Source organism: Burkholderia sp. BCC0419 (assembly GCF_902830285.1).
Lineage (GTDB): Bacteria > Pseudomonadota > Gammaproteobacteria > Burkholderiales > Burkholderiaceae > Burkholderia.
The window spans coordinates 104,701-125,603 of record NZ_CADESR010000012.1 but is presented as its reverse complement, the minus strand read 5'-3'; the positions used below and the strand labels follow the sequence as shown (position 1 = coordinate 125,603).

The 20,903-nt window shown below is 68.1% G+C and carries 16 protein-coding genes; 3 read left to right on the top strand and 13 right to left on the bottom strand.

The window, feature by feature from the left end:
* Positions 1-72: 72 nt before the first annotated feature.
* Both otsA and HWW87_RS33330 read right to left on the bottom strand, forming a co-directional pair.
* On the bottom strand, positions 73-1,479 hold the full coding sequence (otsA, locus tag HWW87_RS33335) for an alpha,alpha-trehalose-phosphate synthase (UDP-forming) (RefSeq protein ID WP_174386587.1): 1,407 nt from the start codon (positions 1,477-1,479) through the stop codon (positions 73-75).
* 548 nt (positions 1,480-2,027) lie between these two features.
* Positions 2,028-4,106 (bottom strand): TonB-dependent receptor, encoded by a 2,079-nt coding sequence (locus tag HWW87_RS33330; RefSeq protein WP_244107385.1) that lies wholly within the window; start codon positions 4,104-4,106, stop codon positions 2,028-2,030.
* A 414-nt stretch (positions 4,107-4,520) separates the two neighbouring features.
* On the opposite strand from HWW87_RS33330, the gene adhP reads away from it, so the two are divergent.
* Positions 4,521-5,549, top strand: coding sequence for an alcohol dehydrogenase AdhP (adhP, locus tag HWW87_RS33325; protein WP_175823868.1), 1,029 nt, complete (start codon positions 4,521-4,523; stop codon positions 5,547-5,549).
* A gap of 69 nt (positions 5,550-5,618) precedes the next feature.
* Here the strand turns inward: adhP and HWW87_RS33320 are convergent, their stop codons facing one another.
* From HWW87_RS33320 to HWW87_RS33310, 3 genes are all read right to left on the bottom strand, one after another.
* A complete protein-coding gene (locus HWW87_RS33320; protein ID WP_175823867.1) occupies positions 5,619-7,064 on the bottom strand; it encodes a sialidase family protein in 1,446 nt (481 codons plus the stop codon).
* Between the two features lie 455 nt (positions 7,065-7,519).
* Positions 7,520-7,951, bottom strand: a complete 432-nt coding sequence (locus HWW87_RS33315; RefSeq protein WP_174386591.1) for a MarR family transcriptional regulator — start codon at positions 7,949-7,951, stop codon at positions 7,520-7,522.
* Positions 7,948-8,865 (bottom strand): alpha/beta hydrolase, encoded by a 918-nt coding sequence (locus HWW87_RS33310; RefSeq protein ID WP_175823866.1) that lies wholly within the window; start codon positions 8,863-8,865, stop codon positions 7,948-7,950. Before HWW87_RS33310 ends, HWW87_RS33315 begins: the two co-directional genes overlap by 4 nt.
* Positions 8,866-9,163: 298 nt before the next feature.
* Between HWW87_RS33310 and HWW87_RS33305 the strand changes: the two genes are divergently transcribed.
* Positions 9,164-10,132: an ABC transporter substrate-binding protein gene (locus tag HWW87_RS33305; protein WP_175823865.1), complete on the top strand. Its 969-nt coding sequence runs from the start codon at positions 9,164-9,166 to the stop codon at positions 10,130-10,132.
* Positions 10,133-10,205: 73 nt separating this feature from the next.
* Positions 10,206-11,300 carry an LLM class flavin-dependent oxidoreductase gene (locus HWW87_RS33300; protein WP_175823864.1) on the top strand — a complete coding sequence of 365 codons (1,095 nt, stop codon included), beginning with the start codon at positions 10,206-10,208 and terminating at the stop codon, positions 11,298-11,300.
* Between the two features lie 75 nt (positions 11,301-11,375).
* On the opposite strand, the gene HWW87_RS33295 is transcribed toward HWW87_RS33300, so the two are convergent.
* From HWW87_RS33295 to HWW87_RS33260, 8 genes are all read right to left on the bottom strand, one after another.
* A complete protein-coding gene (locus HWW87_RS33295) occupies positions 11,376-12,308 on the bottom strand; it encodes an ABC transporter substrate-binding protein (RefSeq protein ID WP_175823863.1) in 933 nt (310 codons plus the stop codon).
* A 34-nt stretch (positions 12,309-12,342) separates the two neighbouring features.
* Complete coding sequence (locus HWW87_RS37485; RefSeq protein WP_175823862.1) at positions 12,343-14,136, bottom strand: amino acid ABC transporter permease/ATP-binding protein; 1,794 nt, start codon at positions 14,134-14,136, stop codon at positions 12,343-12,345.
* Positions 14,137-14,198: 62 nt separating this feature from the next.
* The gene (locus HWW87_RS33285) at positions 14,199-15,551 is read right to left on the bottom strand and encodes an LLM class flavin-dependent oxidoreductase (protein ID WP_175823861.1); all 1,353 of its coding nucleotides are present in this window, start codon (positions 15,549-15,551) and stop codon (positions 14,199-14,201) included.
* A gap of 10 nt (positions 15,552-15,561) precedes the next feature.
* Positions 15,562-16,611, bottom strand: coding sequence for an LLM class flavin-dependent oxidoreductase (locus HWW87_RS33280; RefSeq protein WP_175823860.1), 1,050 nt, complete (start codon positions 16,609-16,611; stop codon positions 15,562-15,564).
* A gap of 53 nt (positions 16,612-16,664) precedes the next feature.
* A complete protein-coding gene (locus HWW87_RS33275; RefSeq protein WP_175823859.1) occupies positions 16,665-17,618 on the bottom strand; it encodes an ABC transporter substrate-binding protein in 954 nt (317 codons plus the stop codon).
* Positions 17,619-17,692: 74 nt separating this feature from the next.
* Positions 17,693-18,253, bottom strand: coding sequence for a GNAT family N-acetyltransferase (locus tag HWW87_RS33270; RefSeq protein WP_175823858.1), 561 nt, complete (start codon positions 18,251-18,253; stop codon positions 17,693-17,695).
* A 431-nt stretch (positions 18,254-18,684) separates the two neighbouring features.
* Positions 18,685-19,608, bottom strand: coding sequence for a recombination-associated protein RdgC (locus tag HWW87_RS33265; RefSeq protein ID WP_175823928.1), 924 nt, complete (start codon positions 19,606-19,608; stop codon positions 18,685-18,687).
* A 230-nt stretch (positions 19,609-19,838) separates the two neighbouring features.
* Complete coding sequence (locus tag HWW87_RS33260) at positions 19,839-20,876, bottom strand: helix-turn-helix domain-containing protein (RefSeq protein WP_175823857.1); 1,038 nt, start codon at positions 20,874-20,876, stop codon at positions 19,839-19,841.
* Positions 20,877-20,903: the final 27 nt, after the last annotated feature.

The window sequence follows — 20,903 nt, the reverse complement described above, 5'->3', positions numbered from 1 at the left end:
TATCGGCTGAACGGCATCGTGCGGAATGCACTGCACGACGAGACGACGGCGGCGTGAGCGCGCGTCAGCGCGTCAGGATTCGGTCGCGGCCGCGACTTCGGCTGCTTCCGTGAGCGCTGCGAGAAAGCGCGTGCGCCACCAGTGCACGTCGGTCTTGCGCACGATCGCCATCAGCCCCGCGTGACGCTGGCGACGCTCTTCGAGCGGCATCGTGAGCGCGCGCTGGATCGCCTGCGCGGTGCCTTGCGTGTCGTACGGATTGACGAGCAGCGCCGACTTCAGTTGCTCGGCCGCGCCCGCGAAACGCGACAGCACGAGCACGCCCGGGTCGGCCGCGTCCTGCGCGGCGAGGAATTCTTTCGCGACGAGGTTCATCCCGTCGCGCAGCGGCGTGACGAGTGCGACCCGGCTCGCGCGGTAGAGGCCCGGCAGGCGCTTGCGCGCGACGGTGCGGTGAATGTAGCGCATCGGCATCCATTCGAGCTCGCCGTAGTCGCCGTTGATCGCGCCGCACAGGCTGTCCATCTCGCGCCGCAGGTCGTCGTAGGCGCCGAGATCCTCGCGGCTCGGCGCGGCGATCTGGATCAGCGTCGCGCGGTCGCGGTTCTCCGGATACTGTTCGAGCAGCTCGCGGAATGCATGCACGCGCTGCGGCAGGCCTTTCGTGTAATCGAGCCGGTCGACCCCGACCAGCAACTGGCGGCGCGAATATTCGTCGCGCATTCGATCGAACATGTCGATGCCGTCGCGATCGCGCGCGAGCGACTCGAATTCGTCGACGTTGATGCCGATCGGGAACGCGCCGGCCGACAGCGTACGGCCGAACGCGCGCAGCCGGCCGTCCGGCAGCCGCGCCGCGCCGGCTTCCGCTTCGACGTAATGCTCGAAGTGGAGCAGGTCCGATTCGGTCTGGAAGCCGACGAGGTCGTACGCGAACAGCGAGCGCATCAGCCATTCGTGCTCCGGGATCGCGGCCATGATCGGCGGCGGCGGCATCGGGATGTGCAGGAAGAAGCCGATCGGATTCGTGCAGCCCATCGCGCGCAGCTCGGCCGCGAGCGGAATCAGCTGATAGTCGTGGACCCAGATGGTGTCGTCGGGCCGCAGCAGCGTGCGCAGCTTGCGCGCGAACAGCTGGTTCACGCGCCGGTAGCCGTCGGCGAAGCGCCGGTCGAACTGCGCGAGATCGAGCCGGTAGTGAAACACCGGCCACAGCACGTTGTTCGAGTAGCCGAGATAGTAAGCGTCGTAATCCTGCGGATCGAGATCGACCGTCGCGAGCTGGATGCCGCCGACGTTCTGGATCTGCACGTCGTCGCCATGTGGAGGCTGATCGTCGCCGCCGCGTAGCCTGCCGCTCCAGCCGAACCAGACGCCGCCGGTTTCCTGCAGGCTGTCCTTCACGGCTACGGCGAGGCCGCCGGCCGCGGCTTTACGGGGATCTGCGATGCGATTGGATACGACGACGAGTCGGCTCACCAGCTCTCCTGAAGATTGTTGGGGAAGGTTCGTGCGGCCAGGGCGCGAGAGGCAGACGCCACCGTCGGCGCGCGGTGCGCGATACGACGGGGCCGCAGGGCGATCGGACGGGAGTCAGGGCACGCGATTCGCCGTCCGGTCGAAAAGTGCTCTTTTTAGGATACTCGTCATTCGTGCGTTTTAAAAGTCCGTGTCGACGGACGATGCGGGCGGGCAGGTCGCGCGGTATCGATGGCGGCAGTGCGGCAACGGGCGATGCCCGAGCGGGACCGAAACTTGCGCCGCGCTGCGATGCAATGTGCGCAAGGCCATGCGGCGAGTAGGGCGAATCGCGCGTGATCGTGCTGACGATGCGTATGCGTGCATGACGGCATGCGCATCGATCGGCTAGAGCGATTTTCGAGGCTGGATGCGCCGGTTGCACGCGGCGCGTTGTTGGTCTGGAACGCGATGCCTTCGACGATGCCGGTGAATATCGGTGATCGTCACCCGGCTCGGATTCGCGCCGGTAAGAGGCCCGCGGCGGGGGGCCGCGAGCCGTACCGGGGTTAGAACGTGGTGCGCAGTCCGGCCATCACGCTGCGGCCGCCTTGCGGGGCGAAGCCGCGCACGACCGAAGTCGAGTAGCGAATCTCCTGGTTCGTCAGGTTGTCGCCGCGCAGGTACGCGAGCCAGTGCGTCGGGCCCATGCGGAACTTGTACGTCACCATCACGCCGAGCGACGTGTAACCGTCCGTCGAGAAGTCGTTGTCGGGTACGCGATGCTGCGACCACGCATGCGTGACCTGCGCACGCGCACCGAACGGGCCGTAACCGTAGTCGGCCGCAAGCGTCGCGCGCAGCGGCGCGATGCGCGGCAGCGGCTGGCCCGTGTCGACGTTGCGCGCATGCGTGTAGTCGGCCGTCAGTTCGAGATCGACCGTATGGCCGCGCCGCGCGAAGGCACGCCACTTGCCGTCCAGCTCGATGCCGTAGAACTCGGCGCGCACGCCGCGATAGATCGCCTCGTTCAGCGAGCCGTCGGTGCCGGGCGCGACGGGCTCGCCGTCGTCGTCCACCACGCGGCCGGTGTTGTACTCGGTCAGGTAGTTCGAGAAGCGGTTGTAGAACACGCCGACGCTGCCGCGATTCGGCCCGCTCGCATAGCGCAGCGACAGGTCGGTCGACACGGCTTTTTCCTTCGACGCGTTCGGGTTGCCGATCAGGAACTGGCCGGTCGCATCGTGCGGGCCGTTCGAATACAGCTCGTAGAAGGTCGGCGCGCGTTCGGTGTAGGCGACGTTCGCCGCGACCGACCATACGGGCGTCAGCGAGAACAGCGCGCCGGCCGACAGGCTGCCGGCGTTGAAGTCGCGCGGCTGCGCGCCCGCGAATTTTTCGACACCGGCCGGATCGGGATCGACCTTCACGTGCTCGAAGCGGCCGCCGAGGCTCAGCTTCAGCGCCGGGACGACCTGCCATTCCTCGAGGCCGAACAGCGCGACGCTGTTGGTGCGCGTGGACGGCACGAGCAATTCGTCGCCGAGCGCCGAGAACGTGTTCTGGCCGAACTGCACGCCGATCGCACCTTCGAACGGGCCGATCTTGCGGTGCCGTGCCTCGATGCGCGCCTCGTAGCCGCGGTTGCGGAAGGTGGTCGCCGTCTCGCCGTTGTCGACTTCCTTGTGGCGGTAGTCGGTGTACGCGAAGTCGAATTTCAGCTTCGTGAACGGCCCGCTCAGGTTGCGTACCTCGGACGCGAGCGCGAGGCGTTCCTGGCGCATCCGCAGCCGCACGTCGTCCTCGGCGACCGAGCCGTAGTTCGATTCGTAGCCGCTGTACGACAGGCCCGCGAAACCGTCCGCCCATGTATACGACGCGCCGACCGCACCGCCGTGCACGCGCCCGTCGCTGTTCGGCACGTTGCCTTCCGGTTGCGGCGTGTCGGGGCCGTCGATCGCGCGTTGCTGGCTGCTGCGCGCGTAGCCGGGAATCCGCAGTTTGCTCGTTTCGCGATCGAATGCATCGACGTGGAACGCGAAGCGGCCGTTGCCGCCTTCGACCTGCGCGGCGCCTGCACGCACGGAATTCGCGCCGCCGTAGCGCGCGTCGAGCGCGCCGGTCACGCCCTGGATCGCTTCGCGCGGAATCAGATTGTCGATCGTGTTGACCACGCCGCCCACCGCGTTGCCGCCGTACAGCAGCGCGGCCGGGCCGCGCACGATCTCGACGCGCTCGATCGACAGCGGATCCTGCGGCACCGCATGGTCGTACGACAGCGACGACGCGTCATACGCCGCGACGCCGTTCTGCAGCAGCCGGATCCGGTCGCCGTCCATCCCGCGGATGATCGGACGGCCGACCATCGGCCCGTAGGTGGTGGTCGACACGCCGGGCAGCCCGTTGAGCGTTTCGCCGAGCGAATCGGCCTGGCGGCGCGTCAGCGCATCGCCGGAAAGCTGGACGGTCGGTGCGATCAGTTCGGTGTCGCCGAGCGGGTTCGCGGTCACGAAGATCGGGGCGAGCGGGGCGGCGGCCGGCGTGCCGGACGCGGCGGGCGCATCGGTCTGCGCGTGGGCGGCGGCGGCGAACAGCATCAGCGACAGGGACGAGAGCGGGCGAAGCGGTAAGCGAGGGAGGTCGCGCATGGTCGGTGAATCGGTTGGAATCGGATCGGATAACGAGCGATGCGGGTCACCGCTAGATACGATATATTGTTGCGTCAATGACGCGCAATGACCCGTTGGAACATGGCTCGGCGACGCGCGGCCACCTGGGTTGGAACGGCGTCAGGCGGACGAGCTCGCGAGATGATATGTTATATCATCTCAAATTCCAAGCCGAATGGCAGGATCCCGTCGGGTTTCCGTCGGATCGTTGAAAGGGCCGCGGGAGCGGCGGGGCAGCGTGCAACCGCTGGCTCGCGCTTGCGCGTCAAACGACGCCGGTCGTGGCGAAGCCGCGTCGACCGTTGCATGCGTCCCGATGCGTTGACGCGTATCAACGTGCTCCGATTCCAAAACCGGATACTGGGTTGCTCATCGACCAGACAGGAGCAACGCATGACCCAGACCATGAAAGCGGCCGTGGTACACGCGTTCGGCGAGCCGTTGCGCATCGAGGAAGTCCCGATCCCCGCACCGGGGCCCGGCCAGATTCTCGTCAACATCAAGGCGTCGGGCGTTTGCCATACCGATCTGCACGCGGCCGACGGCGACTGGCCCGTCAAGCCGTCGCTGCCGTTCATCCCGGGCCACGAAGGCGTGGGGATCGTCGCGGCGGTCGGCGCGGGCGTCACGCACGTGCGCGAGGGCGACCGCGTCGGCGTGCCGTGGCTCTACACGGCCTGCGGCCATTGCGAGTACTGCTGCACGGGCTGGGAAACGCTGTGCCATGGGCAGCAGAACACCGGCTATTCGGTGAACGGCAGCTACGCGGAATACGTGCTGGCCGATCCCGATTACGTCGGCCAGTTGCCCGCGCAGGTGGCGTTCGACGAGATCGAGCCGATCCTGTGCGCGGGCGTCACGGTCTACAAGGGCATTCGCGTCACCGACACGCGCCCGGGCCAATGGCTCGCGATTTCCGGCATCGGCGGCCTCGGGCACGTGGCCGTGCAGTATGCGCGTGCGATGGGCCTGCACGTCGCGGCCGTCGACATCTCGCCCGACAAGCTCGCGCTGGCGCGGCAACTGGGTGCGGACCTGACGATCGATGCGTCGGTCGACGACCCCGCGAAAGTGATCCAGAAGGAAATCGGCGGCGCGCACGGCGTGCTCGTCACGGCCGTGTCGCGCAGCGCGTTCGCGCAGGCGCTCGGGATGGTCCGGCGCGGCGGCACGGTGGCGCTCAATGGCTTGCCGCCCGGCGATTTCCCGTTGCCGATCTTCTCGACCGTGCTGAACGGCATCACCGTGCGCGGGTCGATCGTCGGCACGCGGCGCGATCTGCAGGAGTCGCTCGATTTCGCGGCGGACGGCCTGGTGCGCGCGCACATCCACCGCGACCGGCTCGGCAACATCAACGACGTATTCGCGAAGCTGCGGGAAGGGAAGGTCGACGGACGCATCGTGCTGACCGACATGCATTGATGCCCTGAACAGGCGCACGCCGCCGCGCGACGCATGGCGTCGTGCGGCGGCGTGACGGTCATCCTCGCGTCACGGCGCGAAGAACACGTCGGTGCGGTTCGTCAGGTTGCCTGCGTTGGTCTGGACGAAGAACGGATGGAACGACGACGACGGGAGGACGTCGAGCCCCTGGTAGTCGCCGATGAAGAACCCTTCGGCGTTGGGCGCGAGCTTCATGTCGAACGGGCCGCCGACGCGCCGCTCGTCGGCGAACGTGGTGCCGCCGTCATGCGAGATCTTGCGCCAGAAGCCGGTCGGCAGCGTCGTCGTGTTGCCCGCCTGCAGGTCGCGGAAGTCGTAGTACGTGACCATCACCGCCCCCGTGTTGTCGACGCGCACCGACGGATTGAACGCGGGGCGCCCGGTCGGCGTGTTCAGCTGTTGCGGCGCGCTCCAGGTCGCGCCGCCATCCTTCGACGTCGATATCGCGATCTCGTCGTACGTGCCGCCGTTGAAGCGGCTGTCCTGCCACACGACGTAAAGCTGCCCCGATGCGGGATCGATCGCGGGTTCCGGAATGATGTCGCCGGTGCGTACGGGTTCGCCGGTGTTCGGATCCGTGACGCCGACCGTCTGCAGCCCCGCGATCACCTGCGGCTTCGTCCAGGTCGCACCGTCGTCGGTCGACTTGATGAACGCGACCTTGCCGGCCGCCTTGCGGAACGGCGGCTGGATCAGGTCGAAGAAATCGTAGAGCGTGCCGGTCTTCGGATCGACGACGATCTGGTTGCCGATCGTCTGTTGACGCGACGGCACGTTGACGATGACCTTCGCGCGGCTCCACGTCTTGCCGCCGTCGACCGTCTTCGAGAAGAACGTCGGCCCGCGGTACGCCGCCGTGTGCAGGTTCGCATACGGGTTGCCGTTCGGCAGCTCGAGGCGGTCCCATACCGCATACGCGGTGCCGGCCTTCACCGGGTTCGCCGTCACCGATTCCTTGTCGTTGAAGAACTGCGTCGTCGGTTCGTCGTTCGCGATCAGCACGGCCGGGCTGCTCCATGTCTGTCCGCCGTCGGTCGAGACCGACGCGCCGACCGCGTTGGCGTTGTTCGACTGGTTGAACGAGATCGACACCGAGTACGCGGTGCCGTCCGGCCCGAACGATACCCATGGATCGGACGCGCGCTCGTACTTGAGCCCGCCCGGCGCGCAGGCGCTGAACGGCTGCGGCGTGCGCGCCCAGGTTGCGCCCGCATCGAACGTGTAGCCGGCGACGAGCCCGTGGGCGCCGCCGTTCGACCAGCGGTCCTGCTGCCACACGCCGATCATGTTCGTCGGGTTCGCCGGGTTGACCGAGAGCCACGGTTCGACTTCTGCATTCACGTAGTTGGTGCCCGGGCCGCCGATGGTGCACGCGGCGAACGGGCTCGGCCCGGACACGACGACGGGCTCGGCGTGCGCCGCGGCAGCGGCGGCCAGCGCCATCGCGGCGGACAGGCGAGTGACAAGCGGATGGGACACGATCATGCGTCGCATGGACGACTCCTCGGTGAGGTGCGGATGCGATGACGGGGCACGACGAGACAACGCGAGCCGGCGCGCGGCCAATCGTGCCGCACACGTCGTTACGTGCCGTTCAGCATGCCGCTTCGGTCATCGCCATCCGCGTGCGCTGGATGCCGCCAGCGCTTCGGTTAAGACGCCTCTTCGTTTTCATTGCTCGTCGGGTGTGTCTGCGATGTCGACCCGACGGGAAAGCCGGTCCGGGCATGCGGCGAATGTGTCGAAGTGGATTGCAATGTAGGCGATTCGAATGCCGCGCGACAGACGGTTTTTTGTAACAGGACGTAGCCGGAAAGCGTTGCCGGAAACCGGTGGCCGGCATGCAAGATTTGCCGTTGCGGCAGCATGAAAATCGAATCGAAAACGCGAATCGCAATCGCTTGCGATTGATGCCGGCGCGCACCGATCGCGTACGCGTGAAGCGCTGCTCAGCGCTCCGCCGGAAACCGCTCCTGCAACGCGTGCAGCCAGCGCGCGACGACCTCGAGTTCGTCGTCGGAAAACCCGTCGCACAGCTTGCCGTTGAGTTCGCGCAGCAGCACGCGCGCCCGCTTGAGTGCCGCGTGGCCTGCGTCGGTCAGGTACAGCCGCGTTGCGCGGCCGTCGTCCGAATCGGCATGACGCGTGATGAGGCCGGCTTTCGCCATCCGGTCGGCGAGCCCCGTCATCGCGGACGGCGCGAGCTGCAATGCCGCGCCGACTTCGCCGATCAGCGCGCCGTCCTGCTTCGCGAGACAGAACAGCACGCCGGCCTGCGCGGCGCTCGCGCGCGTGTCGGTTTCGGCCTTGCGGTCGATCCAGCGCTGCACGCGCCGCTGGCCGATGTTCAACATGAAAAACAGTCGTCGGTCTTCGCTCAAGCTGGGTTCCCGGCTGCAATGGAAAGGGAGGGACGGCCCGCGGTGCGCGGCGTGTCGAGCGCCTGCGCGAGCCAGTCGGCGACGTCGGGCCACAGCACGCTGCCGGGCCGGCTGCGAAAGAAGCCCATGTGCCCGACCGGGCCGCTGCCCGCCGCGCGCGGATCGATCTGACGGCGTTCGACCTTCGCGCGGGTGAGGTAGCTTACCAGCAGGCCGATCGCGGCCGGGTTCGCCCACGGATCGTCGTCGAAGCCGAGCGCGAGGATCGGCAACTGCTGCTTCGAGAAGCGCTCGGCCGCGCCGAGTGTCGGATCGTCGAAGAAGTAATGCGGCAGCGTCGTCCAGCGGCTCCATTCGCGGAACACGCCGGCCGGCAGATCCTCGCCGAGCCCGAGCCGCTTGCCGGGCACGTAGCCGAGCAGCGCGGACATCAGCGGGCCGAGCACGCGCAGGATCAGCCGCACCTTCAGGCGCTCGGCTGCTTGCGCGATCAGCCGCGTGCTGCCCGCATGCGCGGCGACCAGTACGGCCGCGCGCAGATGCGTCGTCGCGCCGGACAGCCCGATCGCGTGTCCGCCGACGCTATGGCCGACCGCCAGCAGCGGCAGCTCTTCATGCGCGTGCCGGGCCCACGCGGTCGCGGCGCCCACGTCGAGCTCCATCCAGTCGCGCATGCGGGCCTGCAGCGCGCCCAGACGCGCGGGCCGCGATGCGCCGATGCCGCGATAGTCGTAGGTCAGCGCCGCGAAACCGCGTTCGGTCAGGAAGCGCGCGAAGCCCGCATACAGCCGCTCGGGCACGGCCGTCGCCGGATGGATCAGGACCAGCGCGCGCGGCGTCGCGTCCGGCGACCACAGCGTGCCGTGCAGCACATAGCCGTCGGCGGCGGAAAACTCGATGGGTTGGGAGGTCATGGCCGTCCTCGCTCCAGGCAGTTATTTCGTATGCGAAATATAGTCCGGGATTTATTTCGTGCACGAAATATCTATCGAGGAATCGTTCGAAATTCATCCGGCGACGGCTGGCGGCGAGCGTCGGGCATGGGCGAGTGATTCATAAAACATTTGCATCTTTACATAGAAGAATATTGCGTTTGTGTCATGAAGTGGATCGACGTATCTTCTCCGGTTCCATCCGTTGCGCCGGCGATTTCGCACGGCGGACAACAGGGCGCCGCCGTCGCGCGGCTGCCCGCGAACCTTCCGGGAGATCATGTTGCTGAGCCGAATCGTCACGGCGCTCTTGCTGGCGCTTGCCGCGCAGCCGGGCATCGCCAAGGACACCGTCACGCTGCGCGTCGGTGAACAGAACTACTTCAACATCCAGGCGTCGATGGAGGCGTCCGGCGTGCTGAAGGACCTGCCTTACACGATCGAGTGGAAGCACTTCCAGGCCGCCGCGCCGGTGGCCGAAAGCCTGAACGGCAACGCGATCGACATCGGCTTCCTCGGCGATTCCGCGCTGCTCACGCTGGCCGCGCGCGGCGCGCCGGTCAAGGTCGTCGCGGTGTCGCGGCAGAGCCTCGACGGCGTCGCGATCCTCGTGCCGAAGCACTCGCCGGTGCGCACCGTGGCCGACCTGCAGGGCAAGACCATCGCGGTATGGCGCGGCGCATGGAGCCAGCAGCTCGTGCTGCGCGCGCTCGAACACGCGGGCCTGCGCGCCGATTCGGTGAAGTACGCGTACCTGATGCCGATCGACGCGACCAATGCGCTCGCGAACGGCTCGGTCGATGCCGTATCGCTGTGGGAGCCGTTCGTCAGCACGCTCGCGTTGCGGCAGGGCGCGCGGCCCGTGACGACCGCGCAGGGGCTGATGCCTGCGCTGAGCTTCGTCGCCGCGAACGAGCAGGCCGCCTCGGGCAAGCGGCCCGAGATCACCGATTTCCTGCGGCGCGTGGTGGTGGCGCGCCAGTGGGTCGACAGCCATCCGCGCGAGTATGCGGACCTGTGGGCGAAGCGTGCGAATCTCGAACCAGACGTCGCGTATCGCTGGCTCAACAATGCCAGGCAGCGCGTCGGCCCGGTCGACGAGACGGCCGCGAAGGATGCGCAGAACACGGCCGACTTCCTGCACAAGTCCGGCGTGATTCCGGCCGCGTACGACACGTCGAAGCTGCTCGACCGCTCGTATGCGGGCGCGTTCGCAGCGCCCGCGCAGAAGACGGCCGCCGCGCAGTGACCGTGCGGCACGCTTTACGATTTCCGCGATTCCCGATCGACACACCGATCGACACACCGAAGGACATCCCGACATGCCAGTCGACATCATCGGCATGATCACCGCGACACCCGGCGCGGAGGTCGACGTACCGGGCGGCGCGGCCGTCCAGCCCGACTACGTGCGCCGCTTCGCGCAGGCGCACGAGACGGCCGGCTTCGACCAGATCCTGGTCGGCCATTTCAGCAACGCGGCGGACGGCTTCATCGTCGCGTCGTTCGCGGCCGCCGCGACCGAACGCATCCGCCTGCTGCTCGCGCACCGGCCGGGCGTGATCGTGCCGTCGGCCGCCGCGCGGCAGATATCGACGCTCGACGTGTTCAGCGGCGGACGGCTGGCGCTGAACGTGGTGTCCGGCGGCGACGATGCGGACCTGCAGCGCGACGGCGATTTCGTGCCGCACGATGCCCGCTACCGCCGCACCGGCGAATATCTCGACGTGCTGAAACGGATCTGGCTGGCCGATGCGCCGGTCGACCACGACGGCGCGTTCTATCGGCTGCGCGGCGCGTCGCCGGTCGTGAAGGGCGCGCAGCGGCCGCATGTGCCGATCTATTTCGGCGGCTCGTCGCCGGCCGCACTCGCGGTCGCGGGCGAGCATGCGGATGTCTACATGACGTGGGGCGAACCGCTCGACGCGGTGCGCGAGCAGATCGCGCGCGTGCGGGCCGCTGCCGCGCCGTTCGGGCGTGCGCCGCGCATCAGCGTGTCGTTCCGGCCGATCGTCGCCGATACCGAGGCGGCCGCGTGGGAGAAGGCCGAGGCGATCCGCGAGCGCGTGCGCGCGGCGCGACTCGCGAACGGCCAGCCGATCGCCGGTCATGCGCCGCAGAATGCCGGCTCGCAGCGGCTGATGGCGGCGGCCGCGCAGGGCGACGTGCTCGACGAGCGGCTGTGGATGGGCGTCGCGAACCTGACCGGCGCGCGCTGGAATTCGACCGCGCTGGTCGGCACGCCCGAGCAGGTCGCGCGGGCGCTGGGCGCGTATTACCGGCTCGGCGTATCGACGTTCCTGATTCGCGGTTTCGATCCGCTCGACGATGCGCTGGCCTACGGGCGCGAGCTGATCCCGGCGATTCATGCGCATATCGCGGAACTCGATCGATATCAGGCGGCGGTGCCGGCGTAGACGAACCAGCCGCAAGTCGAAACGCCCCGGCATTGCCGTCACGGTATGCCGGGGCGATTGTTTTGAACGAAACGCTCAGAACGACGGCAACCCCGGCGGATTGGTCTCCGCCCGCGCGATCGCCTCGCTCTGCAAACCCCAGCGCGCCAGCGCCTGCCCGTAGCGGCCGTTGCCGATCAGCGCGTTGGTCGCGAGCGTCAGCGCGGGCGCGAGCCCGCTGCCGCGACGCGTCGCGATCGCGACATCCGCATTCGCCGGCCAGCCCGCATTGACGACACCGACGCGGCGGATCTTGCCGCTGCGCGCGGCCTCGTACGCGAGCGACGCGTTCGGGTTCAGCTCCGCATCGGCCCGGCCCGACAGCAGCGCGACGCGCGCGGTCGCATCGTCGTCGAAGTAGAGCAGCTCGGCCGGCTTCAGCCCCTGCGCGACGTTGCGCTTGCTCCATTCGAGCAGGATGCGCTCCTGGCTCGTGCCGGCGCCGGTGATGATGCGCAAACCCGCGATGTCCTTCGGCTCCGCGATCTTCGCGATCGGGCTGCCGGTGCGCACGTAGAAGCCGTGCAGCCCGAGCCGGTAGGTCGTGAAATCGTATTTCTCCTTGCGCTTCTCGGTCACGCCGACGTTCGAGATCACCGCGTCGTACTTGCCGGACGTCAGCCCGAGCGGCCAGTCGGCCCAGGCGATCGGCAGCAGCACGAGCGTACGGCCGAGCGCGTCGGCAACGAGCTGCGCATAGTCGGGATCGGCGCCGACCACGGTGCGCGCGTCGGTCGCATAGGTCGATACGGGCGGCGCGTGCGGCGAAATCGCGACCGTGAACGCGCCGTCGCGCACCCAGCGATAGCTGCTTGCCGCGCGGATGGCCGCGTCGTCGGGGCCGGCGCGCAGGCGGCCGGCCTGGCGCGGATCGAGATCGGCCGTCGCGGCAGCCGCACGTGCCGCATGCCACGGCAGGCCCGATGCCGCGACCAGCGCGGCCGTGATGAACTGGCGTCGATCGGTCATCGCGCGGCACCTCGCAGGTGGGAGGCGGCGCGCATCACAGCACCCGGGACAGGAACGCACGGGTGCGCGGATGCGACGGCGCATCGAGCACGGCGGCGGGCGGCCCGGCCTCGACGATACGCCCGCGTTCCATGAACAGCACGTTGTCCGCCACCTCGCGTGCGAAGCCGATCTCGTGCGTGACGATCACGAGCGTCGTGCCCGAGCGCGCGAGCTCCTTGATCACGTCGAGCACTTCGTTGACGAGTTCGGGATCGAGCGCCGACGTCGGCTCGTCGAACAGCAGCACCTTCGGCCGCAATGCGAGCGCCCGCGCGATCGCGACGCGTTGCTGCTGGCCGCCGGACAACTGGCGCGGATACGCGTCGGCCTTGTCCGCGAGGCCGACCCGCGCGAGCAGCGTGCGCGCGGTGTGCTCGGCCGCGCTGCGCGTCACGCCGGCGACGGCGACCGGCGCTTCGACGAGGTTCTCGAGCACCGTCAGGTGCGGGAACAGGTTGAAGTTCTGGAACACCATGCCGACCGCCGTGCGCCGCTTCAGCACGGCGCGTTCGTTCAATTCGTGCAGCACGTCGCCGTCGCGGCGATAGCCGATCAGTTCGCCGTCGATGTCGATGAAACCGTCGTCGACGCGTTCGAGGTGGTTGATCGTGCGCAGCAGCGTCGACTTGCCGGAGCCGGACGGCCCGACGATCACGGTCACGCTGCCGCGCGGCGCGACGAACGACACGTTGTCGAGCACGCGCTGCATGCCGAACTGCTTCGACACGCCATGCACGGCCACTTCGCCGCCGGTGCGCGACACGGCGGCCGCGGTATCGGTGCGGGTGTCGCCTGCGGCCTGCGCGCTCGATGCCGCACGGCGCGACGCGACACGCCGCCACAGCCCGCCGATGCGCGCGAGCGCGAACGTGACCACCGACGGCGGCGGATTGCGCAGCGCGCCGCGCGCATAGTGCCGCTCGACCTGCACCTGGATCGCGGACAGCACGGTCAGGATGATCAGGTACCAGACGGTCGCGACCATCAGCAGCGGAATCACTTCGAGGTTGCGGCGATAGATCACCTGCACCGTGTAGAACAGCTCCGGCATCGCGAGCACGTACACCATCGACGTGCCTTTCGCGAGCGTGATCAGGTCGTTGAACGCGGTCGGCAGGATCGCGCGCATCGCCTGCGGCAGCACGATCCGCGACGTTTGCCGGCCGCGCGGCAGCCCGAGCGCGGCGGCGGCTTCGAGTTGCCCCTGATCGACCGCGAGAATGCCGCCTCGGATCACCTCCGCGGAAAACGCCGCATGGTTCAGCGTGAGGCCGAGCACGGCCGCGAGGAACGGGCTGATGAGGTCGGTGGTCGGCGTGTCGAACCACACGATGTCGGTGAACGGCACGCCGAGCCGCACGTGCTCGTACAGGTAGCCGAGGTTGTTCAGGATCAGCAGCAGCACGATCAGCGGAATCGAGCGGAACAGCCACACGAAGATCCACGCGCTGGCGGACAGCAGGCGCGAACGCGACAGCCGGGCCAGCGCGACGAACGCGCCGAGCACGAAGCCGAACACCGCGCCGAGCAGCGTCAGCACCAGCGTGCGAGCGAGCCCCGACAGCACCGGCGGCGACAGGAACCATTCGGCGAACACCGGCCAGCCCCATTGCGGGTTGCCGAGGATCGAATGCAGCGTGATCGCGATCAGCACGAGCGCGAGCACGGTGCCGGCCGTGCGCGTCCGGTGGCGCGCGGGCACGATCCGCAAACGCGTGCCGGGCTCGCGTGCGCCGGGGGAAGAGAGCGGCGGCAGCGCGCCGCCGAGGTGGGTCGTGTCGCTCATTTCGTTGGCATCCTCGAATCGATCGATCGGCGGGCGCGCCGCGCACCGGCGGCGCGGGGGCGTCAGGCGTGTGCTTCGGCGGCCGTTTCCTGGGCGGCGCCGGGCGTCGCGTAGCGGCTCGCCTTGCGCGGCAGACCGAGGTGGTCGCGCAGCGTGGCGCCGGGCAGGTCGCGGCTGTAGCGGCCGCGCGCCTCGAGCACCGGAATCACGAGTTCGATGAAATCGTCGACGCCCTGCGCCTGCACCGGAAAACCGAGGATGAAGCCGTCGCCGGCGCCCGCGTCGTGCCAGCGGATCAGCTCGTCGGCGACGTGCTCGGCCGTGCCGATGAAGTTCGGGCGCGGCGTCGCGACCGCCAGCGCCGTCTCGCGCAGCGACAGGCCTTTCTGTTTCGCATCGGCCTTGATGCGGTCGGTGGTCGAGCGGAAGCTGTTGCGGCCGAGCTCGCCGAGTTCCGGGAACGGTGCGTCGAGCGCGTACTGCGTGAAATCGTGGTGATCGAAATAGCGGCCGAGATACGCGAGCGCCTCGTCGATCGTCAGCAGGTCGCGGATCGCCTGGTATTTGTCCTCCGCTTCCGCGGCCGTGCGGCCGACGATCGGCCCCACGCCGGGGAAGATCTTCACGTCGCCGGCCTGCCGCCCGTGCTCGATCGCGCTCTGTTTCACGCGCTGCGTAAATGCGGCCGTTTCGTCGATCGACGGCGAATGCGTGAACACGGCATCCGCGTATTTGCCCGCGAGGCCGATCCCGGTGTCGGACGAGCCGGCCTGGAAGATCACCGGCTGCCCCTGCGGCGAGCGCTGGATGTTCAGCGGGCCCGCGACCTGGAAGAAGCGGCCGTGATGATCGAGCGTATGCAGCTTGTCGCGATCGAAGAAGCGGCCGGTCGCACGGTCACGCACGAATGCATCGTCGTCCCAGCTGTCCCACAGGCCCTGTACGACGTCGAGGTATTCGTCGGCGATCTCGTAGCGCAGCTCGTGATCCGGGTGCGCCTTGCCGTAATTCTTCGCGGTGCCTTCGAGCGGCGTCGTCACGACGTTCCAGCCCGCGCGCCCGCCGCTGATCGCGTCGAGCGACGCGAGCTGGCGCGCGACCGTGAACGGCTCGCTGTACGACGTCGAGATCGTGCCCGCGAGCCCGATCTTCTTCGTCGCGACCGCGAGCGCCGACAGCACGGTCAGCGGCTCGAAGCGGTTCAGGAAGTGCGGGATCGACTTCTCGTTGATGTAGAGGCCGTCCGCGACGAACGCGAACGCGATGCCGGCGGCTTCCGCCTTGCGCGTGACGCCGATCGCGAAGTCGACGTTGATGCTCGCGTCGGGCGGGTTGCTCGGATGCCGCCACGCGTTCATGTGGCTGCCTGCGCCTTGCAGCATCAGGCCGAAGGGGATCGATCGTCGGGTCGTCATGATGGGAGCGTCACGCGTTCTGGTCAGGGGAGAGGGAGCGGCCGGCCGCGAGGGCCGCCTGCAACGGTGTGGTGGACAGTGCGCCGCCGAGCCATTCGGCCGACGCGAGCCGTGCCGCGTAGTCGGACACCGGCGAATCGATCACGAACGCATCGACGTCGAGCCGCCGGCTCAGCGCGTCGAGCGCGCGGTGCACGCGTTCGGGCGTATCGGCCAGCACCGTCGGGCGCAGCTCGTCGATCCGGTAGTCGGACGCGCCGCTTTGCCGCGCGAATTCCGCGGCCGCCTGCGCACTGGCGAGGTTGAAGCTCTGGCCGCCCGCGAACTGCAGCTTGAAGATCTTCAGCGGCCCGATCAGTTGCTCGGCTTCGTCGCGCGTCGGCGCGGCGACCGCGTACAGCGCGACGAGCGGCTTCTGGCCGCCCGCGCTGCGGTAGGCGTCGAGCGAGCGTTCGAGATTCGCGTCGTCGCCGTTGAAATGGCCCGCGTAGCAGAAGCGCCAGCCGTGGCGCGCGGCGAGCGCGCCGCTGTCTGGCGAGCCGCCGAGCAGGATGCGTTCGGGCAACTGCGGCGGCACCGGCATCGCGACCGCGCCGGCGAGCGGATGATCTTCGGCCACGCCCCAGCCGAGAAACGCGTCGAGCTCCGCGAGCTGCCCCGCGAAATCGGGCTTGCGCGCCTTGTCGTGGAACCACTGCAGCGCGCGTGTGGTCAGCGGCAGCCCGCCGGGCGCCTTGCCGATGCCCAGATCGACGCGGCCCGGCGCGAGCGCGGCCAGCAGCTTGAACGTCTCGGCCACCTTGAACGGGCTGTAGTGCTGCAGCATCACGCCGCCCGAGCCGATGCGGATGCGCGACGTGTGCGCGAGCAGGTGCGCGACGACGACCTCCGGCGCCGAGCTGGCGAAACCGGGCGTGCCGTGATGTTCGGCGACCCAGAAGCGCGCGTAGCCGAGCTGTTCGGCGCGTTGCGCGAGCGTCGTGGTGAAGCGCAGCGCATCGGCGGCGTTCGCGCCGTCGGCGATCGGACTCTTGTCCAGCAACGAAAGCGAATAAGACATGGTGAGCGGCGTTCCTGCGTGAGCGTGGATGGACGGTGGTTGGCGCGCGGCGCTCAGCTTTTCGGCAGCCCGGGCGGATTCGTGCGCGACTGGTCGATCGCTTCGGACGCGAGGTTCCAGCGGTCGAGCACCTGCTGGTAGCGGCCGCTCTTGATCAGTCCGTTCAGCGCGACGGTCAGCGGCTCGGCGAGGCCGCTGCCGCGGCGCGTCGCGATCGCGATGTCGGCCGTGCGCGGCCAGCCGCCGCTGATCGCGCCGACGAGCCGCGTCTTGCCTTGCTGCGCGCTTTGATACGCGAGCACCGAGTTCACGCTGAACACCGCGTCCGCCCGGCCCGACTGCACGGCGACGATGCGCATCGCCTGGTCGTCGTAGTACTGGATCTGCACGGGTTTCAGCCCGTGCGCGACGTTCTCGCGGTCCCACGCGAGCAGGATCTTTTCCTGGTTGGTGCCGGCATCGGTCACGATGCGCAGCCCGGCGACGTCCTTCGGCTCGCGGATCGCCTGGATCTTGCTGTCGTTGCGCACGTAGAAGCCGACCTGATCCTTGCGATAGGTCGAGAAATCGAACTTCTGCTTGCGCTCCTCGGTGACGGTCACGTTCGAGATCACCGCGTCGACTTTCCCCGATTCGAGCGCCAGCGGCCAGTCGGCCCACGCGAGCGCGACGATCTTCAGCTTGCGGCCGAGGCTGTCGGACACGAGCTGGCCGACGTCGGCGTCGAAGCCGATCACCGTGCGTGCGTCGGTCGCATACGAGCTGATCGGCGGCAGGCTCGGCGCGATACCGATCGTCAGCGTGCCGGAATCGGCGAACTTGAACGACGCGGGCACCGCGCGCTCGACCGCCGCATCGGCCGCGCCACGCGGGCGGCCGCGCTGCTCGGGACTCAGGTCGAACGTCGCGGCGGACGCGGCAGTGACGGCGGCGAAGGCGCTCAGGCCGATCAGCGCGGTGGCCAGCGTGCGCACGGCACGGGATGAAAGCGGTACGGCTCGATGCATGAAAACGTCCTGTGGTGGAAGCGTGGAAGCGTGGAAAGCGGAATGGGCGACGTGAAATGCGGGACGCCGTGCGCTCAGCGCGGCAGCACCGGTTCGGGCACGGGCGCCCACAGGTCGGCCAGCGTCGACGTGCGCGACGGATCGACGAGATCCTTGCCGAAGCGCAGGTGGAAATACGCTTCGGGATCGATGGACGAATCGAACAGCCGCGTATAGCCGGTGCGGTCGTACAGCGCCCACGCTTCGGGCTGGCGAAAGCCGGTGGTCAGGTAGAGGCGGCGGTAGCCCTGCTGCACGGCGCGCAGTTCGAGCGCTTCGACGATGCGCCGTGCGAGGCCCTGGCGGCGCAGGTCGGTGCGTGTCCAGATGCGTTTCAGTTCCGCGGTCTGCGCGTCGTAGCGCTTGAACGCGCCGCCGCCGATCGTCTCGCCGTCGCGCAGCAGCAGCACGAACGCGCCTTCGGGCGGCGCGAACAGTTCGGCCGGGTAGCGCGCGAGTTCGTCGCGGGCCGACGCGCGGCTGTCGGGGCGGTACGCGTCGTAACGGGTCGAATACTCGTCGATCAGCGCGTCGATCAGCGGCTGCGCGCGGACGTCGTGCGGCGTCGTGTCGATGATGCGGTCGTTCGTGGCCATGGGCATCGCGAATGGCGCGCGATGCGGACGTTCCTGGCGGGGTGCGGGCATGCGGCCCGTCCGGTCTGTTCCGTTATCGCGACGCAGTTGTCGTGATGGCGGCGGCTGTCGTGCTTCGTGCAAGGCATCCGGCGCGCCGCCGCCGTTTTGAACACGTTAGCGGCGCGGCCGGCAAAGGCGAACGAAGCAATTTCGATAAGGATTTCGCGGGAGGTGGAAGAAGGCTTGCAGGGGGAGTGGGGTAGGGCGAACGGGCGTGGCGGGGAGCCGTGTCCGTTTGAAGTGTGGGCGACGTAGATGACCGCCGCGGATCGGCAGGGGGCGAGCGCCAGGCGCGACCCGCCGCCATGGTGGCGGCGGTCCTCCTCGAATCGTCGCGTCGGCGCAAAGCCCCGCCGTCGCGGGGCGATGACCCGCGACGACGACGGCGTTCAGGCTGCTGCCGCCTGATGCATCGAGTCGCGCTGTTCGCCACCCAGGATCTCGACGAGACTGGTCAGCATCCGCGCCAGTTCACCCGTCATCAGCGTGAAATCTGAATCGAAGCGTTCATCGTCATTCTGCGCGGTCGGGTCCGCCGCCTCCTTGATCACGTCGAGCGGCGTGACGCGCTTGATCGTCAGCGATGGTGTCAGCACGAACGAGATCCGGTCATCCCACGTCATCGCGAGGCGCATGCATTGTTTGCCGGCTTCGATGTGCCGGCGCATGTCGTTCGCTTCCAGCGCGTGGCCGACGTATCGCACCGTGGCGCCGCCTTCGCCGGTCGAACGCAGCTCGGCGTCCTGGTCGACGGTGAATCCGCCCGGCGCCTCGCCGGACAGCAGCCAGTCCGTCATCGCGGCGACCGGCGAACGCGCCACCTGAACGCCGGCGAGCGGCAACGGGTCGATCGATTTGACGAGCAGGCTGCGAACGTCGTCGGCAAGCGCCTGGGCAGCCGCATCGATGACGAGCCAGCCATTCGCCGTGTCGATCCACACGCGGGTATCGCGGCGAATGCTGAACGCGCGCGGCAGCAGTTCGTCGGTCACCTGTTCCTTGAGTTCGCGCAGCTGTTTCCGGCCGACCTTGAAGCCCTGCTGCTCTTCGACCTCGAGCGCACGCGCTTTGGTGACCTGATTGACGACCGACGCCGGGAGCAGCTTCTTTTCGGTACGAAACAGCAGCAGCATCTGCCGGTTGATCGAATACACGAGCGCGCCGTCGTCACGCGGCGACGCCCATCCGGCACGCTGCATTTCGACGCTGCTGCCCGGCTGGAACGCGTGAGGCGCCAGCCATTTTTCCATCTGGTCGGGGGTAACGGCCCAAGGTGCCGGAAGACGATGAAGCTGAAGGTTCTTGAACCACATAGGCGTACGGGCAAAGCGCGTCATTCTATATGACGGGGAGCACTCGCGGCCACGAAGCGTCACTCACGAGGCAATCATCCGGATCGCCGGCGCTCCGATCGTTCACAGTCACCGGGTGCGCGGCGCGCTCGTGAACATGCGTGGTCGGCGTACGGTCGATCATCAGGCTCAGCAATGCCGGGTGGGTGTCGTGGCCGACCGCAGCCATATCTCCGCGACATCGCCAGGTCTCAGTCCTTGCTGCCTGGCTCGTCTTCCCGATGCTTCGCCGCCACGCGTGAAAACCGCATTTGATATTCGCTTGGGGACAATCCGGTTTTGCGCTTGAACAATTGCCGGAACGTGCTGATATCGCCATAACCGACACGTTGACTCAGCGCCTCCAGCCCGATTGGCCGGGTTTCCAGCAAGCGTTTCGCGACTTCGATACGCAGATTCTGCAGATACGTGAGCGGCGCGAGCCCGACGGCTTCCTTGAAGCGACGATTGAGCGTGCGTTCGCTGACGGCAAGCGAGGCGGCCAGCTCGCTCAGCCGGAATCCCTGCTGCAACGTCGCCTCCATCTGCCGCTGGGCACGGGCGACGAGCGTATCGGTATGTCCGTGTTCCTCGACGAGCGTTGCAAAGGAAGCCTGCGACGTTCGATTCATGTCGATCAGCAATGCCTTCGCGGTCATCGTTGCGAGCGCCTCGCCGGCGAGTGTTTCAACGAGCTGCACCGCGAGATTCAGATACGACGTCACGGAACCGCCCGAGATGATGCCGTCTTGCGCGATCATCAGTTCCTGCGCGCGAACTTCGACTCGCGGATAGCGGCGCGCGAAGTCCGCGGCTCTCGCCCAGTGCGTGGTCGCGGCGCGGCCATCCAGCAGGCCGGCCTCGGCGAGCAGGTAATTGGCGGTGCAATAGGCCGCCAGCACGGCGCCGGCCTTGCGTTGGCGCCTCAGCGCGGAAGTCAACGCGTTCAACCGCTCGCGGCGCCCGATGAACTCGTCGATGTTCGAGAAGAATGGGGCGGTCAGCAGAACGGCGTCCGCCCGCTTGCGCGGGTCGATCTTTCCATCAACCTCGATGGTCTGGCCCGACGCGGCAGTGACGGGCTGACCGTCGAGCGATTCCACACGCCATGCGAGCAGCGGGGCGGACGGGGTGCCGGCCGGTGTGGCCTTGCGCATATGGAACTGATTGGCTGCGCTGAACACGTCGACCGGGCCCGCGACGCCGGACGCGAGGATGCCGTCATAGACCCAGATGCGGACGATGGCCATTTGCGTGTCTGAAATTCCCTGAATAAT